This window comes from Actinomadura sp. 9N215, assembly GCF_044326345.1.
Classification (GTDB): Bacteria; Actinomycetota; Actinomycetes; order Streptosporangiales; family Streptosporangiaceae; genus Spirillospora.
In genome coordinates this window covers 139,319-154,549 of the sequence record NZ_JBIRBA010000006.1, presented here as the reverse complement: position 1 = coordinate 154,549, position 15,231 = coordinate 139,319, and the positions used below count along the sequence as shown (strand labels likewise).

At 71.4% G+C, this 15,231-nt stretch carries 16 protein-coding genes; 10 read left to right on the top strand and 6 right to left on the bottom strand.

The annotated features are described in order from the left end of the window. Nucleotides 1-302 precede the first annotated feature (302 nt). The gene (locus tag ACH34T_RS12640) at nucleotides 303-1,064 is read left to right on the top strand and encodes an alpha/beta hydrolase (RefSeq protein ID WP_395992251.1); all 762 of its coding nucleotides are present in this window, start codon (nucleotides 303-305) and stop codon (nucleotides 1,062-1,064) included. A 22-nt stretch (nucleotides 1,065-1,086) separates the two neighbouring features. Beyond that, complete coding sequence (locus tag ACH34T_RS12635) at nucleotides 1,087-1,509, top strand: hypothetical protein (RefSeq protein WP_395992250.1); 423 nt, start codon at nucleotides 1,087-1,089, stop codon at nucleotides 1,507-1,509. A gap of 604 nt (nucleotides 1,510-2,113) precedes the next feature. Here ACH34T_RS12635 and ACH34T_RS12630 read toward each other — a convergent pair. Beyond that, nucleotides 2,114-2,461: an MmcQ/YjbR family DNA-binding protein gene (locus ACH34T_RS12630; RefSeq protein ID WP_395992249.1), complete on the bottom strand. Its 348-nt coding sequence runs from the start codon at nucleotides 2,459-2,461 to the stop codon at nucleotides 2,114-2,116. Nucleotides 2,462-2,775: 314 nt separating this feature from the next. On the opposite strand from ACH34T_RS12630, the gene ACH34T_RS12625 reads away from it, so the two are divergent. Next, on the top strand, nucleotides 2,776-3,063 hold the full coding sequence (locus tag ACH34T_RS12625; RefSeq protein WP_395992248.1) for a hypothetical protein: 288 nt from the start codon (nucleotides 2,776-2,778) through the stop codon (nucleotides 3,061-3,063). A 134-nt stretch (nucleotides 3,064-3,197) separates the two neighbouring features. Here ACH34T_RS12625 and ACH34T_RS12620 read toward each other — a convergent pair whose 3' ends face one another. Further along, a complete protein-coding gene (locus tag ACH34T_RS12620) occupies nucleotides 3,198-4,688 on the bottom strand; it encodes a carboxylesterase/lipase family protein (RefSeq protein ID WP_395992247.1) in 1,491 nt (496 codons plus the stop codon). Between the two features lie 188 nt (nucleotides 4,689-4,876). On the opposite strand from ACH34T_RS12620, the gene ACH34T_RS12615 reads away from it, so the two are divergent. Further along, nucleotides 4,877-5,431 carry an HU family DNA-binding protein gene (locus ACH34T_RS12615; RefSeq protein WP_395992246.1) on the top strand — a complete coding sequence of 185 codons (555 nt, stop codon included), beginning with the start codon at nucleotides 4,877-4,879 and terminating at the stop codon, nucleotides 5,429-5,431. Nucleotides 5,432-5,480: 49 nt separating this feature from the next. Here the strand turns inward: ACH34T_RS12615 and ACH34T_RS12610 are convergent, their stop codons facing one another. Next, on the bottom strand, nucleotides 5,481-6,077 hold the full coding sequence (locus tag ACH34T_RS12610) for a CBS domain-containing protein (RefSeq protein ID WP_395992245.1): 597 nt from the start codon (nucleotides 6,075-6,077) through the stop codon (nucleotides 5,481-5,483). A 135-nt stretch (nucleotides 6,078-6,212) separates the two neighbouring features. Next, nucleotides 6,213-7,064, bottom strand: a complete 852-nt coding sequence (locus ACH34T_RS12605; protein ID WP_395992244.1) for a DUF72 domain-containing protein — start codon at nucleotides 7,062-7,064, stop codon at nucleotides 6,213-6,215. 159 nt (nucleotides 7,065-7,223) lie between these two features. Here ACH34T_RS12605 and ACH34T_RS12600 point away from each other — a divergent pair, with 159 nt between their 5' ends. Together ACH34T_RS12600 and ACH34T_RS12595 are read left to right on the top strand one after the other, a co-directional pair. Next, entirely contained in the window at nucleotides 7,224-8,339 is a 1,116-nt protein-coding gene (locus ACH34T_RS12600) for a S1 family peptidase (RefSeq protein WP_395992243.1), read from the top strand. 149 nt (nucleotides 8,340-8,488) lie between these two features. Next, nucleotides 8,489-8,674, top strand: a complete 186-nt coding sequence (locus ACH34T_RS12595) for a hypothetical protein (protein WP_395992242.1) — start codon at nucleotides 8,489-8,491, stop codon at nucleotides 8,672-8,674. Here ACH34T_RS12595 and ACH34T_RS12590 read toward each other — a convergent pair. Beyond that, nucleotides 8,667-9,935: an alpha/beta hydrolase family protein gene (locus tag ACH34T_RS12590; protein ID WP_395992241.1), complete on the bottom strand. Its 1,269-nt coding sequence runs from the start codon at nucleotides 9,933-9,935 to the stop codon at nucleotides 8,667-8,669. The two genes, ACH34T_RS12595 and ACH34T_RS12590, sit on opposite strands and share 8 nt — an antisense overlap. A 245-nt stretch (nucleotides 9,936-10,180) precedes the next feature. Here ACH34T_RS12590 and ACH34T_RS12585 point away from each other — a divergent pair, with 245 nt between their 5' ends. The 3 genes from ACH34T_RS12585 (at nucleotide 10,181) to ACH34T_RS12575 (ending at nucleotide 12,963) form a co-directional block, all read left to right on the top strand. Beyond that, nucleotides 10,181-10,672, top strand: coding sequence for a GNAT family N-acetyltransferase (locus ACH34T_RS12585; RefSeq protein ID WP_395992240.1), 492 nt, complete (start codon nucleotides 10,181-10,183; stop codon nucleotides 10,670-10,672). A gap of 195 nt (nucleotides 10,673-10,867) precedes the next feature. Beyond that, on the top strand, nucleotides 10,868-11,896 hold the full coding sequence (locus tag ACH34T_RS12580) for a phosphotriesterase (RefSeq protein WP_395992239.1): 1,029 nt from the start codon (nucleotides 10,868-10,870) through the stop codon (nucleotides 11,894-11,896). Then, on the top strand, nucleotides 11,893-12,963 hold the full coding sequence (locus ACH34T_RS12575) for a phosphotriesterase (protein ID WP_395992238.1): 1,071 nt from the start codon (nucleotides 11,893-11,895) through the stop codon (nucleotides 12,961-12,963). Before ACH34T_RS12580 ends, ACH34T_RS12575 begins: the two co-directional genes overlap by 4 nt. Before the next feature lie 61 nt (nucleotides 12,964-13,024). On the opposite strand, the gene ACH34T_RS12570 is transcribed toward ACH34T_RS12575, so the two are convergent. Beyond that, on the bottom strand, nucleotides 13,025-13,699 hold the full coding sequence (locus ACH34T_RS12570; protein WP_395992237.1) for an SDR family NAD(P)-dependent oxidoreductase: 675 nt from the start codon (nucleotides 13,697-13,699) through the stop codon (nucleotides 13,025-13,027). A gap of 222 nt (nucleotides 13,700-13,921) precedes the next feature. On the opposite strand from ACH34T_RS12570, the gene ACH34T_RS12565 reads away from it, so the two are divergent. Next, entirely contained in the window at nucleotides 13,922-15,004 is a 1,083-nt protein-coding gene (locus tag ACH34T_RS12565; RefSeq protein WP_395992235.1) for a winged helix-turn-helix domain-containing protein, read from the top strand. Nucleotides 15,005-15,231 lie beyond the last annotated feature (227 nt).

Below are 15,231 nucleotides of genomic sequence, written 5' to 3'. Positions count from 1 at the left end.
TCCTTCGTGTCCCGGTGGTCGGGGATCTGGCCGCGGGGCCGGGCCGGGCTCGGCTGGTCCCGATGTCGTTGATGATCCGGCGGTGCCACCCGGTCCCGCTGGTGTCGATGGACCGCGCTGACAGGGCCCGGCTGATCTGGCCGGTCCGCCGCGGCAGGTCAGGTGCGGGAGACGCGCGCCTTGGGAGGCTTATGCTGATCTTGGGTAAGGTGTCCGTTTCCCCTGGTCGCGGGGGCGGAATGACCAGATCTGGGGGCGAGTGCCGTCTGGTGGCGCGCCGTGGAGGGGGGCGGTGGCCGACCATGGGAACCGTGGTGATTCCCGAACCTCTCACGCTCTACACGGCCGACGACGTCCGGATCGACGCGGGTCACCTGCGGGGAGAGGGCGATCTGTGCTTCATCCTGGCCCACGGCTTCACTTGCTCGTGGAGGCAGCCCATGCTTCGACGGATCGCCGGTGCCCTCAACCGGCACGGCGGTGTCATCGGGCTGGATTTCCGTGGCCATGGCAGGTCTGGTGGACACTCCACCGTCGGCGACCGTGAAGTGCTGGACGTCGACGCTGCCGTCGCGGCTGCGCGTCGGAGGGGGTACGGGCGGGTCGCCGTAGCGGGGTTCTCCATGGGCGGGGCCGTCGTCGTCCGCCATGCGGCGCTGCACGGGGGTGTGGACGCGGTGGTGTCGGTCAGTTCGCCTGCCCGCTGGTACTACCGCGAGACGGTGCCGATGCGGCGCGTGCACTGGGTGATCGAACGGCGCGTAGGGCGGCTGGTCGTCCGGCTGGCGCGGGGTACGCGAGTGGCGTCGAAGGGATGGGACCCGGTGCCGGAGGCACCGGTCGAAGTCGTCGGACGGATCGCTCCGGTGCCACTGCTGGTCGTCCACGGGGACGCGGACCCGTTCTTTCCGCTCGACCACGGACGGCAGTTGTACGGTGCGGCGCGTGAACCGCGCGAGTTGTGGGTGGAGCCGTCGTTCGGCCATGCAGAAGTCGCCGCCACGCCGGATTTGATAAAGCGCATTGGTGAATGGGCAGCGCTCGCCGCGTCCGCCATGGCGTGATGGGGTTATCCACATTTTGCCGGTGGTCTTCGCGGCGGCATACTTGCGGGACATGATCGTGGATATGGACGGGTACAGCGTCACCTGGAAGCGGACGGCCGCCGATTCGATCGTCCCGGTCGGGAACGGTGTCTACTTCGCTCCCGTCAAGGGGGCCTCGCTCGCCGCGCGTGCCGCCGCGCTCAGCGGTCTCCTGCCTCAGGAGGTCGTCGTCGCCCGCCGCGCCGCCGCATGGATCTGGGGGCTCGACGTCTTACCGCCGGGAGTGGACGAGGCCGACTGGAACGTCGAACTCATCGATCCCGGGTCGTGCGAGGATCCGGCGACACCGATCACCGCGGAGTGCGTGGAACTCCCCGCGGATCATGTCACGGAGGAGCTCGATGCGCGTGACGACTCTCGCTCGCACGGCTTTGGACTGCGCCCGCTGGCTCCCTCGATATGAGGCGGTCGCGGCGCTCGACCAGTTTCTCCGGCGGGGTGTGGGGACCGATGGACTCACGGCGATGGCCCGAGGCCTGCCGGGGTACCGCGGCAACAGGCGGTTGCGGGAGATCGTCCGGCTGAGCGATCGCGGTGCCGCGTCCCCGGGTGAGAGCTGGATCCGCGTGGCGGTCGTGGAATCAGGGCTTCCGCGTCCGCGTACCCAGGTTCCGGTGCTCGGCGAGGGTGGTCAGTGGCTCTACGTCGACCTTGGCTATCCGGAATTCCGTGTCGGGTTCGAATATGACGGCGAGCGTCATCACACCGGTTCCAGGGCGCGAGCCCATGACTCGCGGCGGCGGGCTTGGCTTACCGGAGAGATGGGATGGGAGATCATTCCCGTCACCAAGGGATTCCTTCGCCGGCCCGCGCCCTATTTGGGAGTTCTTCTGACCGCATTACTTCAACGGGGCTGGAAGGCCGACAATTCTACTATGGAACGCATAGGTGTCCGGCTGGCCCGGTTTGATCGCCGCCCACGCCATACCCATCGGCGTGGCGGATGATCGGTGCTCGATGCGCTCGCCCACGGGGTGGCGCCCACTGGTGGTGCTACTGGGTGGGTGCTACTGCCGGTCCAGCAGCTTCACCAGGCTTTTCGGTGCGATCATGCGGTAGCTGTCCTCGATGAGCTCCGCCATTTCGTCCCAGTCGTGGTCGACGTCGAGGCGGGCCCCCACCCATCCCTTGCTGCCGACGTACTTCGGGACGAAGAAGCGCTCCGGGCTCTCCGCCACGAGTGCTTCCTGCACGCCGGGGGCCGCCTTGAACGTCATCGAGAGGCCGTCCTCGCTGGTCATCACGAACAACTTGTCGCGGACCCGGAAAGACGGTGCCGTATGCCCACCGAACGGCTTCTCGACCGTCTCCGGCAAGGCCAGGCATATTTCCCGTATCCGTGATGACGCGTCCATTTGTGACACTGCGTTTCCTTGATTTCTTCCGGCATGCTTGTATGGATCGGTTTTGTTGTCGCCGTGTGAGTGGCGATTCGTCGCCTCGGCTGTCGGCCAGGACAGCTTAGTACTCCAGCCGTAAATCGTGATCTTGCCGGTGCGGGCCCCCGCGTGCGGGCGCGGGTACGGCCATCGCCGATCATCGTGACTTGTGTGGAGCGATGATGCGACGGTGGCCGCGGGTGGGGTACCAGGCGCCCCGCTGCCGCATGGCTACGTCATCGGTCGGATGAGATGATCGCCGGAGGCCGTACGAGTGGTAGGGGGTCGTCGTGATCGAGATGCTGGTCGGAGCGGTGATCTTCGGGACGGGGCTGGCGGTCGGTCGCCTGCTGCCCCGGCGCAGGCACAAGTCGAAGGCCGCCGAGAGCGGACCGTTGTGCCAGTGCGGGCACGGCGCCTCGTTCCACGATGCCGAGGGTCGCTGCAGGGCAGGCGTCGAACGCGCGAAGTGGAACAACGGCGCGTGGGCGGGAAATGAGTTGATGCCCTGCGAATGCCAGAAGTACACCGGCCCCGAACCGCTGCCATCGTTTTACGCCCCGGAACTGCCGGAGTAGGAAAAGCGGTGGCCGCGGGTCGCAGCGCGGCCTAACTGCCGCTGCCATTCCACCGAGGCGGGGCCGCTGTCAGCCCTGGTTCACCGGTGGGACGGGCGTGGCCTGGGGAGCGACGACCGCGTCCAGGCCATTGGTCAGGGAGCGAGCGGAAGTGCGGTGAAGGTGTGCTGTGCCCAGAGAGCTCGCGACGTCTCCTCCGGGTACGGGGTCACGGCGGAGGGGACGTCGAAAACGCGTGTGAGGCGCTCGGTCGAATCGTAGGCGGGCCAGCCGGGGTCGCCGGATTTCGCGAAATCCGTCCAGGCGGGGCGGATCTTCGCCGAGACCTCGGCGGCGGAGGCGCGGTGCTCGCCGATGAGCAGCTGGGCCATTCCGGCGGAGAGATCGCCCCACACGAGCGGGACGTCCAGCGCGTGGCAGGCGCCGAAGCCAGGGGCCTGCCACGACAGTTCGTAGAAGTGGACGCGACCGCCGCCGGTGGCGTGTGCTTCCGCGAGGTGCAGGCTCGGCATGCGGAACAGCCAGTCGGACTGTACGAGTTCGTGAAGGGTCCCCGGTGAGGCGTCCGGGAAGGCGGCGCGGTAGGCGGAAGGGTCGGGGGCGAAGACGCGCAGGGCGGTGGCCGCCCGGTCTTCGGAGATGCGGCCGTGGCTGCCGTCCATGACGGTGAAGAGCCGGTATTCGTCGCGGTTGTGGCCGACGATCAGCGGGATGCCGCGGGCGGATCCGGCGGCGAGCGCCTCCCAGGGTGGTCGCGGCAGCACGTCCCCGTCCACGACCGGGGAGAAGGGGGTCGGGGTGTGCGCGACCGGTCCCCAGCGGGTCCGTCCGGCCATGGTGACGGCGACCGAGTCCACGGCCGTCATGAGGCGGCCGGGTGTGATCGCGGCGAGGGCCCGGCGGGTGGGACGGGCACCGGCCTCGGCGGAGATCGCGGCGCTGATGTCGGCCGCCAGGGCGGGGGAGAAGTAGGTGCCGGGGACGCTCTGCGCGATGGCGCGGTGGAACAGCCCGGACGCGCTCGGCATCGTGAGCAGCGCCGCGATCGAGCCCGCGCCCGCGGACTCGCCGAAGACGGTGACGTTGCCCGGATCGCCGCCGAAGGCCGCGATGTTGTCCCGGACCCAGCTCAGGGCGGCGGCCTGGTCGAGGATGCCGCGGTTGGCGGGCGCGCCCTCGATGTGCCCGAACCCCTCCATGCCGACGCGGTAGTTGAACGTCACCACGACGACGCCGCCCTCCTGGGACAGCCGTCCGCCGTCGTAGCCGGGATCGGCGGAGTGCCCGGCGATGTAGGCGCCGCCGTGGATCCACACCATGACGGGCAGGGACGCGGCCGGGTCCGGCGTCCAGGCGTTGCAGGTCAGCCAGTCACCGCTGGTCTCCTGCGGCGCGCCGGGCGCGAGCGTCGACGACTGCGGCGGCGGCGGGCCGAACGCGGTCGCGGGACGGACACCGTCCCATGGCTCGGGCGGTTCGGGCGCGGCGAACCGCAAAGCGCCCACGGGCGGACGGGCGAACGGGATCCCGCGGAAGACGGCGAGACCGTCCTCCCGGCCGCCGCGCACCGTGCCGGCCGCGGTGACGGCTTCGATGTCCGCATCTGCCTCGTGGCGACTGCGCATGGGGCGATCCTTCCGGCGACGACGGTGATGCGGTACGGGTTCTTCCGCGGTACGGAAGGTGCCCGAAGCCGGTGCCCTGGGTGGGGCCGGCGGTAAGACACGCTGAGTCCGGAGCGGATGTCCGCGCCCGGATCATCATGCAGGTTTACGCTGAACCGTACATTTCACAGCAGTGGAGGGCATGGCGCATGAACCGCAGCGAACTGGTCAGAGCCGTGGCGGAACGCGCGGGAAGCGACGAGGCCGCCGCCCGACAGCACGTGGACGCCGTAGTCGAGACCGTGATGGAACGGGTGTCCGCCGGGGAACGTGTCATCGTCACCGGGTTCGGCACGTTCGACCGGCTGTCCCGTCCGGCGCGCAAGGCACGCAACCCGCGAACCGGGCTTCCGATCGAGGTGCCCGCCGCCGAGGTGCCGCGATTCCGGTCCGGGCAGACGTTCCGGAACCGCGTCGCCGGGAGCGGCCCCACGGCTGCCGAGGGGTCGGCAGTGGCGACGGTCGTCGCCGCGCCGGACGCGCCGGACGCGCCGGACGCGGCGGTGAGCGTCGTCGTCGACACGTCGTCCCCGAAGAAGGCGAAGAACGGCGGGAAGAACGGGAAGAAGGTGAAGAAGGGCGCGGAAGCCAAGAAGCCGTCGAAGAAGGCCAAGGTGACCAAGACGGCCAAGGTGGCGAACGCAGAGGCGTCCTCGAAGAAGCGTCCGCGCAAGTCCAAGCCCCGCACCAAGGCCGCCAAGTAGCAACGCGTCCGGTCTGCGAGTTCGTACCCGTACTGCGAGGGTCGGGTTCTCAGTCTTCGATGGAGACGCTGGTGACGCCGGGGATCGCGCGTGCGATGACGTCGGCGATCCGCTGTGCGGACGCGTCCGCGCGGCCGCGCAACCGGACCACGCCGTCGTGCACCGACACGTCCCAGCGCGGGCCGTCCGGTCCGTACTCCGCGATCGCGGCCAGGACGTCGTCGCGGATGCGGGCGTCGTCGCGGGCCAGGACCGCGATGAGGTCCCGGCTGCTGACAATGCCGACGACCTCGGAACCCGCCATGACCGGAACGTTCGTGATCCGCGCCTTCAGCATCGTCTCCGCGAGCACGGCGAAGTCCGCGTTGGGCAGGGTGATCTCGACGTCGCGGGTCATGACCTCCTCCACGCGCCGCGGCGCGGGGGACGCCGCGGTGGCGGGCCGCCGGGTGAACGCCCTCGGATCGTGCTCGAACACGTGGTGCAGGAGGTCCGTCTCGCTGACGATGCCGGCCAGGCGTCCTGACTCGTCCACGACGGGCAGCGCGGTGAGGTCGTGCTCAAGGAGGACGCGGATGGCCTGCCGGACGGTGGCCGACGTCGGGATCGTCACGACGGGCGAGGTCATCGCCTCCCGGACCAGCATGGCGGATTCTCCTTCCGGCAAGGACCCCCTTCATTTACCCGTGCGATACACCTCTGACCCTTATGTACGGGATTGCCGGACGGCCGATATTCCGTGCCAGCGGACGGGGAGGCGCGGCCGGGCCGGGCGAGCTCGTCAGAAGAGCGTCGGCGGCCCCACCGGCTCCGGCTCCGGGAGCGGAGCGAGTTCGGGCAGGCGGTCCTTGACCTCGCCGTGGAAGCGGCGGGCGAGCGGCAGCGCGTCCGCGTTGTCCGGTGTGTGGACGAAGACGGTCGGCGACCGTCCCTCGCGCAGCCACTCGACGGCCTTCTCGACCCAGAACCGCCATCCTTCGACCGTTCGCTCCGTGTCGTCCCGTCCGAGGTACCGGACGATCGGACGGTCGGTGAGCGCCGCCGACCGGCGCGGCACGCGCGGCTTCTTCGTCCACGCGTCCCGTTCGGCGTCGCTGCCCGGACGTCCCCGGAAGAACGCGGTGGTGTCGAACGGGACCCACTCGGCCCCCGCCCCGCCGAGGACCCGTTCGAGGTCGCGCACGCACCCGGCGTCCTCGAAGAACGCGCGGTGACGCACCTCGACCGCGTACCTGTGCGCCGCCGGAAGGCGACGCAGGAACCCGGCCAGCGTCCCGAGGTCTGCCGGGCCGAACGATCCCGGGAGCTGCACCCACAGCGCGTGCGTCCGCGGCCCGAGGGGCTCCATCGCGGTCAGGAACGTCCGGAGCTCCTCGTCGAACCCGGCCAGCCGCCGCTCATGCGTGATCGACCTGGGCAGTTTGAGCACGAAACGGAAGTCGGGCGCCGCCTGCTCGGCCCACGACTCCACCGTGCCCCTTGACGGGGTCGCGTAGAAGGTCGTGTTGCCCTCCACCGCGTTGCACCAGCTCGCATAGGCCCGCAGCCGCTCGCCGGGAGGCAGCGGGTGCGGCAGGAAGCGCCCCTGCCACGGCGGATGGGCCCACATCGCGCACCCCACATGAAGCCGCATGAACCCGACGCTACCGAACCCCGGCGGCCGACCTGACGGCGTCCGTGACCGACGGCGCCCGTGACCTGACGGCGTCCGTGACCTGCGTCCGTCCGGGCGCTTGAACTCCGTCCGGCCGCGCGCCGTATCTCCACGCACAGACCGGACCTTGGAGGACCCATGACGCGCCGCAACGCCACGAGGAAGTCTCGTACGCGCACCGTGGTCACCTGGACCGCGGTGGCCGCCGGAACCGCCGGACTCGTGGCCGGCTCGCTGTACGTGGTACGGATGCCGGACCAGTCCGGCGGCCGGCAGGCCACGCTCGCCGGACGGCAGGCACCGAACACCCCGAAGAGATCGGCGGGCACCCTGGCCGCCAAGCTGGCCGACCGGCTCGGCACGCGCACCGCCGGCGCGTACCTCGACTCGTCCGGCCGGCCCGTCGTCACGGTCACCAACCCCGCGGACGCCGCCATGGTGCGCGCCGCCGGCGCCGTGCCGAAGACGGTGCAGCGGAGCCCGGCGACGCTGAAGCGGATCACCTCCGCGCTCCGCCAGTCGACGTCCGGCATCTCGGGCACCGGCTGGGCGGTCGACCCCGCCACGTCCAGGGTGACCGTGTGGACGGACGACTCCGTCACCGGCGCGCGCATGGCCGCCGTCCGCCGGACGGCCCGGCAGATGGGACCGGCGATCCGCATGGTCCGCATCCCGGGCCGCCTCAGCACCTTCGCGCTCGGCGGCGACGCGATCTTCGGCCAGGGCACCCGCTGCTCGCTGGGCTTCAACGTCAAACGCGGCGACCAGGACTTCTTCCTCACCGCCGGACACTGCGGCAACGTCGTGCGCACCTGGACCGCCGACCAGCAGGGCGCCCAGGCCCTCGGCACCACCGTGGAGAGCAGCTTCCCGGGCGACGACTTCGCGCTCGTCCAGTCCGAGGAGGCCGGGGAGGGCGCCGTCAACCTGTACAACGGCCAGTCGCAGGACATCACCGAGGCCGGCGAGGCCGTCGTGGGCCAGCGCGTCTCGCGCAGCGGCAGCACGACCGGCCTGCGCAGCGGTACCGTCACCGCCACCGACGCGACGGTGAACTACCCCGAGGGCACCGTCTCCGGCGCGATCCAAACGACCGTCTGCGCGGAGCCGGGCGACAGCGGCGGATCGCTGTTCAGCGGAAGCACCGCCCTGGGCCTCACCTCGGGCGGCTCGGGCGACTGCCAGTCGGGCGGCGTCACGTTCTTCCAGCCGGTGACCGAGCCCCTGGAGGCGTTCGGCGCCGAGGTCAGCTGACCGACCGGCACGACCAGCAGCGCAGAGGCCGGATCCGACGTGTTCGGACCCGGCCTCCGCGCTGCCGTCCGGACGATCGCCCCGGCCTGAGCCTGCACAGCCAGTACCTGCTGGGACGCACCCGGCAACTTCTCCGGACCCGGACCCGCGTGGTCATCCAGGCCCGGCGGCGCGGCGCGGACCGCTGGATCGACATTTACAGCCACCAGGACAGGCTCCTGCCGTCCGCGCGCACCGCGCGGGGATGCCGATTCGGCCGCGCCCGCACCGATGACGCCGGCGCGATCGCCACCGAGCTTCTCTTCGACTCGGGATCTGATCGGCGCCTCACCTGAGCGCGGTGAACCAGCGGACGATCCGCGCGGTGCCCGCGAGGTTGGACCCGAGGTGGCGGGAACCGCCGTACACGGTGTCGCCCACGTCGACGACGGGGACGTCGACGCCGCGCCGGCGGAGCCACGAGGCGCAGTGGTCGGTGTTGGCGGTCGTGGCCTGCTCGTCGTGGCTGATCTTGTAGAGGCGGATCGGGACGCGCGGGGTCCAGGTTTTGCAGACCTCCGCGTCCACGCGCAGGGCCTCGGCGAACGCGCCGGACGGGTGGCGCAGCAGTGTGAAGCCGCGCCGGGTGAGGAGGTCGTTGAGCGTGTCCGGGAGGTTCGCGACCACGTCCGGTCCGGGGGTCGTGCCGTCGAAGAGCTTCTCGACGCGGCTCGCGTAAGGCTCCTGGAACACGTCCGAGGGCGTCTCGTAGATGCCACCGTAGATGCGGTTCCAGGCGGTGAAGAGGTAGGAGACGTACACGGCGGCGACCTTCGGGGGCACGTCGCCGTCCAGCAGGGCGCGCAGTTCGGCGCCCTCGAAGTCGTAGGCGCCGCTGATCGGGGCGACCGCGCGGAGCCTGAACCGAGGATCGGCGCCGTCCTGCAGCGCGCGGGCCAGGCCGAGGGCGGACGAGGCGCCCTGCGAGAACCCCGTGGCCAGCACGTCACCGTTCAGCACGCGTCCCGTGCGCGGCGCGAACTGCCGCGCCGCGCGGAGCAGGTCGAGGGCCGCGGACACCTCGGACGGCACGTGCTTCCAGGGATGAAAGCCGGGGCCGGTGCCGAGACCGAGGTAGTCGGGCGCGACGGCGGCGAACCCGGCGGCGCCGTACGTGACGGCGGGGCCGGAGCCCCAGACGTCGCTGGACGTCGAGGGCGCGTCCGGCTTGTAGATCTCCGTGCCGTGGGTGTACGAGACCGTGCGGAGCCGGCGTTCGGCACCGCGGGGCAGGACGAGCAGGCCGCTGGCCGTCGTTGCGCGGCCGCGGGTGTCGATCGTCCGGTAGACGAGGCGATAGGCGTCCACGCCGTACCGGACGGACGTGGCGTCGAAGTCCTCCGTCGCCAGCCATGCGCGTACCTCGTCCGCGGACAGAGTGCGGAGGTGGGTGGCGGAGACCAGATGTCCGCGGTCGGCTTGCCGATGGGCGACGGCGGGACGGTCCGCGGGATCGGCGGAGGCGGGTGCGGTGCCGACGCCGGCTCCTGCCCCCGCGGCGGTGATCGCCGCGGCGGCCACGAGCCTCGCGGTCAGGCGTATTGCGCTGCGAGTCATGGGCAACAGCCTTCTGGCGAGCTGATCGAATCCGCATCCCGCAGGCGAGTGAACTCGGAACCACTGCCCGAGGTTTCGACGGGGTAAGGCCTTCACCCCCGGGCGGGCTAGGCGCGTCCGCGCGCCAAACCCGGGCCGGACGAACTCGCAGGCAGTGCACCCGCCTGTATTCTCCAACTGTGAGCAGCGGCACACAAAAGGCGACCGAGTCCGCGACGGATCTGTTCCTTCGGCGGGGGAAGAGAGTGGGTCTCCGGCGCGTCTCCGCCGCCGATCGGGACGCTTTTGTCGAACTGGCCGGGCAGAGCGAGTCGTTCTTCCGTCCGTGGATCCTGGCTCCGAAGACCGCGGACGAGTTCGACGGCTACCTCAGGCGATTCGATCGGGTGGCCGCGGACGGGTTCGTGATCTGCCTGCTCAGCACGGGCGCCATGGTCGGGTTCGTCAACATCAACGAGATCGTGCGCGGACCGTACCTGCGCGGCGTCATCGGTTACGGGACTTTCGCGTCCAGCGCCGGACGCGGTTATATGACCGAGGGGCTGCGGCTGCTGCTCGACTACGCCTTCACCGATCTGGACCTGCACCGAATCGAAGCCGATATCCAGCCGGCGAACCACAGGTCCTTGAATCTGGTCAAAAGGCTCCAGTTCCGGAAAGAAGGATATTCGCCGAACTTCATCAAGATCAATGGGCGATGGATGGACCACGAACGCTGGGCCAGGACCGCACCGTAGGGGACGGGCGGCGTGCGCGGAACGTCAACAAGCGTGCGGTGAAACACAAGGGAGCAGGCGGCCGGCGGCCGATACTTTGACCGGCGTGGCGTCCGGCTGCGGGCATCGCCGCGAACGGCTCCGGAGGAAAGGACCTCAGTTGGCGATCAGCCTGTTCATCGGCGCATGGCGGGACATCGGCACGCGGTGCCGCGGATGACCACGCCGAGCGAGACGGGACGGGTCATGACCGTCACCGGGCCGATCGACCCGCATGCGCTGGGGCACGCGGTCACGTCCGTGCACTTGGTCAGCGGCCTGAACGGCCCCACGAAAAGCGACGCCACTGAGGCGACCGACGACGCGCGGGTGACCATGGGCGTGCTCGGTGCGCTCGCCCTGGGTGCTCCGAACCGGGACGACCGGCGGCTCTCGGAGGAGATCGTCCGTCCCGAGCTCGCCGACTTCGCCGCGCTGGGCGGGGGCGCCGTCGTCGACGTGACCGGCGTCGACCTTGGACGTCGACCGCGAGCACTGGCCCGGCTCGCCCAGGCGACCGGGGTCGCCGTGGTGATGGGCTGCGGCGGATACTCCCCGGCCAGGACGCCCGAGCTCGCCGGCAGACCGGTCGAGAGCATCACCGCCGAGCTCGTCGGCGATCTCCACGAGGGAGCGGACGGCGGCGTCCGGGCGGGCGTGATCGGCGAGATCGGGCCGCTGGACCTCGACCGGCCCGCCGACCGCGCCCTGGCCACGAGCGTCGCGGACGCCGCCCGGCGGACCGGGGCTCCCGTGCTCGTCCGCCGGGCCGCGACGGCGGCCGTCACGCACCAGCTCCTCGACCTGATCGCCGCGCGCGGGGCCGACCTCGGCCGCATCGCCGTCGGGCACTGCGACGGCCTCGCGACCGACGCCGGCGCCCTCGCCCGGCTCGCCGACCGGGGCGTGTTCCTGCAGTTCGACGGGCTCGGCCGCCTGCCGACCGTGTACCGCGAGGTCGACGACCAGGACGTCGCCGCCGCCGTCCTGGACCTCGCCGGACGCGGCCACGCCGCGCGGGTGCTGCTGTCCCCGCGCGTCTCCCGCAAGATCGACCTCAAGGCCTTCGGCGGCGGCGGTTACGGCTTCGTCGCCGAGCAGTTCGTCCCCTACCTGCGGTACCTGGGGGCGGACGAGGCCCTGCTGAACGCCCTCACGACGGCGAACCCGCGCCGCTGGCTGACGATGACGGAGGGCCGCGGATGAACCCGCCGCCGACCATTCCCAACCTCGCCGGTCAGGTGCTCACGGTCGCGGGGCCGGTCGACCCGTCGGCACTCGGCCCGACGCTCATGCACGAGCACCTCTTCGTCGACCTCCGGCGTCCGGCCCACGCGCTGCGCCCGGGCGAGGACTCCCCGCGGGCGCGGGAGCCGCTCACCCTGGCCAACCTGGCGCGCACCAGGCACGGCGCCGTCAACGCCGACAACGACGTCCTCGCCGACTTCGACGAGATGCTCGCCGAGGTGCGGGAGTTCCGGCGCGCGGGCGGCGGGACCGTCGTGGAGGTCACCAGCCTCGGCATCGGCCGCGATCCCCGCTCGCTCCGGCGGATCTCGCAGGCGAGCGGGCTCCACGTCGTGATGGGCGCGGGCTGGTACACGCCGACCTTCCACCCGCCGGACCTGGGCGAGCGGACCGTCGACGAGCTCACCGCCGTGATCGTCCGCGACGTCGTGGACGGCGCCGACGGCACGGGGATCCGCGCCGGAATCATCGGCGAGGTCGGCGCGGAGTCCGCGCCGCTGACGCCCGCCGAGCTCAAGAGCGTGCGCGCCTCCGGACGCGCGAGCCGCATCACCGGCGCTCCGATCACGTTCCATGTGGGCGGGGTCGGCGAGGAGAAGTTCACGGTCCTCGACATCCTCGACGAGGAGGGCGTGGACCCGGCGAACGTCGTCCTCGGCCACGCCGGGACCATGGCCGTCGACCTGCCCTTCGCGCGGCGGGTCCTCGCCCGGGGCGTGTTCGTCGAGTTCGATTTCCTCGCCTCGCCGGGCAGCCCCTGGGGCCATCTCGTGCTGCTCGGCGACCACAAGACCGCCCGGGGCATCGCCGACCTGGTCGAGGATGGGCACGCCGCGCAGATCCTGCTCGGCCACGACGTGTGCCAGAAGATCCAGCTCAGGCGGTACGGCGGGCAGGGCTACGGCTACATTCCCGACCATTTCCTGCCGGCGCTGCGGCGCCTCGGGGTCGCCGACGAGGCCATCCAGGCGATCATGGTGGACAACCCCGCCCGCGCCCTGGCGTTCGCCGCCCCGGAGCCCTGATCCGGGGACGGGACGGACATCCGACGGTGGACACGTCCTGAACCTGCGGTGCGCGCGGGTCTCAGGCGTGCTCGCTTCCCTGCCGGGGAGTGTTCAGGAGGTCTAAGAGCCGGTCGAGGTGGCCGTCCAGCGCCGCCGCGTGCCGCCGGAACGCCGCCGACTCGGGGTCCGGGTCCACGTCCGGGTCCAGGGGCGGCGCGACCACGTCGATGGTGATGCCGTCCTCCGCCAGCGTCGGCACCAGGCCGTGGGCCCAGGCGCGCAGGGTGTCCTTCGCGGCGTCGTACGACCCGGTGCCGCGCGACGCGGCGGCGGACCCGGTCGCGATCACCCGACCGCCCGGACGGCGCAGGTACGGCAGCAGCGCCCGCGTGAGCAGCACCGTCGCCAGCACGTTGGGGTCGTAGCGCCGCCGCCGGGAATCGGCCTCCTCCACCGGGGCGTCGGCGTCGCCGTGCGGGCGCCCGCCGGCGTTGGTGACGAGGACGTCCACCGGGTCGCCGACCTCGTTGATCGCCGCGACCGCGTCCAGCACCTCGTCGGGCCGCGTGAGGTCGGCGCCATGCCACCGGACGCGGTCCGTGCCGAGCGCGGTGTTGATCTCCTCGGCGGCCTGTTCCAGGAGCTCGGCACGCAGGCCCAGGATCACCACCTGGTCGCCGCCTCCGGCCAGCCGGTGAGCGACCGCCCTCCCGATCCCGGTTTCCCCGCCCGAAACTACGACCAGTCGTGTCATCACGCTTCTCCCTGGAATTCGGAACCCGCTCGGCCGAGCCGCGGTGCGTCCGCGCCCATGCGGGCACGCGAGGCGGCGCCGCGCCGCGGCCGGGCGACCTAGGACGGAGTGTGTCGAAGCATCGGTTTCGTCAGGGTGAGCACCGTGGCGGTTACTCGAAAACCGCTCCGTCCGGGGTGCTGTAGCGTGTGATCGCTGGCCCGATCGGTCGGGGTGATGTGCGTGGGGACGAAGCGCTTCCATTTCACCATTGAAGATCTCGCGCGGGTGCGCGTGGCGGCGCCCGATCCGGTCGCGGAAACGCTGTTCGCATTCCGGTTTCTGCGGCATCGCGGTGAGCGCGGATTGTTCCAGCAGTGGAGCACGGACGTCCGGGCCCGGCTGACGGGTCGCCCGGAGGCCTTCATGCTCGCGCCGCTGTTGCCTCCCCAGCCGCTCACCTTCGATCTGCACACCCTCTGCGGGCGCGCCGACTCGATAGAGAACGCGGTGGAGAATCTGCGCGGCCGCACCGTCGAGCACCTGTCCGCCGAGGTCGCGCATGCCGCCGCGATGATGCCGCTGCCCGGCTGGGCCCGCCACATCGCCGCGGCGGACCGGGAATGGCTCGACCTGCTCGGGACGGCCATCCGCGGCGCCCACGAGGCGATCGTGGCGCCCTACTGGCCGCAGATCCAGGCGCGCCTGAGCGCCGAACGCGCCGGACACGGAAGAGCGCTGCTGGACTTCGGCGTCGAGCACATGCTGAGGAATCTGCACCCCACCGTGCGGTGGAATTCCCCGGTGCTGGAGATTTCCAGTCCGCATGACGCCGATTACCGGCTGGGCGGTCGCGGGATGATCGTCATCCCTTCTGTTTTCTGCCGGCCGGGGCCGACTCCGGTGCTCGATTATTCGTTGGGGGAGGACAACCCTCCCGAGCTGTGGCTCTTCGTCCCCGCCACCGGTGCGCCCGACGCCCTCCTCCCGCCGCTGCCGGACCCGTCCGCGGACGGACGCGCCCTCGCCCTGCTGCTGGGCCGCACCCGGGCGGCGGTGCTGCGCGCGGTGGCCGCCGGGCCGGTCACCACCAGCGGCCTCGCCCACCGTGTCGGCGTGTCCGTCCCGGCCGCCAGCCAGCATGCCGCCGTGCTCCGCGACGCCGGGCTCATCGACACGCGCCGGACTGGAAAGGCCGTCCTGCACACCACCACGGCGACCGGTGACGCACTCCTGGACGGTGGCGCCGCCGCCGGAAAGGCCGTCCTGCCGGTCCCGCCCGGGCGGGACCACGCACCGGCCACCCATCCTTTTGGCCAGCGCTGAAAGGATTGCCGCGGCGCCCGGGGCGGGACAAGATCATGACGTCCGGCAAGCGTTCTCGGGGGACGAGCGTTCTCGGGGACGAGCGTTTTCGGGGAAAGGACGGCGAGCGGGGCCGGTGCCGTGCCGGTCGCGTCGGTAAGCAGCTTGCGCCCACCCGCGACAGGTCGTCGCGGCCGGTCGGGGTGGCGCGCGGCGGGGGCACCGACGCGTCCGTCCTCACAGCGCGC

Coding starts and splice junctions, on each gene's coding strand:
- ACH34T_RS12640 (WP_395992251.1), top strand. CDS start 303: ATGGGAACCGTGGTGATTCCCGAACCTCTCACGCTCTACACGGCCGAC.
- ACH34T_RS12630 (WP_395992249.1), bottom strand. CDS start 2,461: ATGGACGCGTCATCACGGATACGGGAAATATGCCTGGCCTTGCCGGAG.
- ACH34T_RS12620 (WP_395992247.1), bottom strand. CDS start 4,688: ATGCGCAGTCGCCACGAGGCAGATGCGGACATCGAAGCCGTCACCGCG.
- ACH34T_RS12615 (WP_395992246.1), top strand. CDS start 4,877: ATGAACCGCAGCGAACTGGTCAGAGCCGTGGCGGAACGCGCGGGAAGC.
- ACH34T_RS12610 (WP_395992245.1), bottom strand. CDS start 6,077: ATGCTGGTCCGGGAGGCGATGACCTCGCCCGTCGTGACGATCCCGACG.
- ACH34T_RS12605 (WP_395992244.1), bottom strand. CDS start 7,064: ATGCGGCTTCATGTGGGGTGCGCGATGTGGGCCCATCCGCCGTGGCAG.
- ACH34T_RS12600 (WP_395992243.1), top strand. CDS start 7,224: ATGACGCGCCGCAACGCCACGAGGAAGTCTCGTACGCGCACCGTGGTC.
- ACH34T_RS12590 (WP_395992241.1), bottom strand. CDS start 9,935: ATGACTCGCAGCGCAATACGCCTGACCGCGAGGCTCGTGGCCGCCGCG.
- ACH34T_RS12580 (WP_395992239.1), top strand. CDS start 10,868: ATGACCACGCCGAGCGAGACGGGACGGGTCATGACCGTCACCGGGCCG.
- ACH34T_RS12575 (WP_395992238.1), top strand. CDS start 11,893: ATGAACCCGCCGCCGACCATTCCCAACCTCGCCGGTCAGGTGCTCACG.
- ACH34T_RS12570 (WP_395992237.1), bottom strand. CDS start 13,699: ATGACACGACTGGTCGTAGTTTCGGGCGGGGAAACCGGGATCGGGAGG.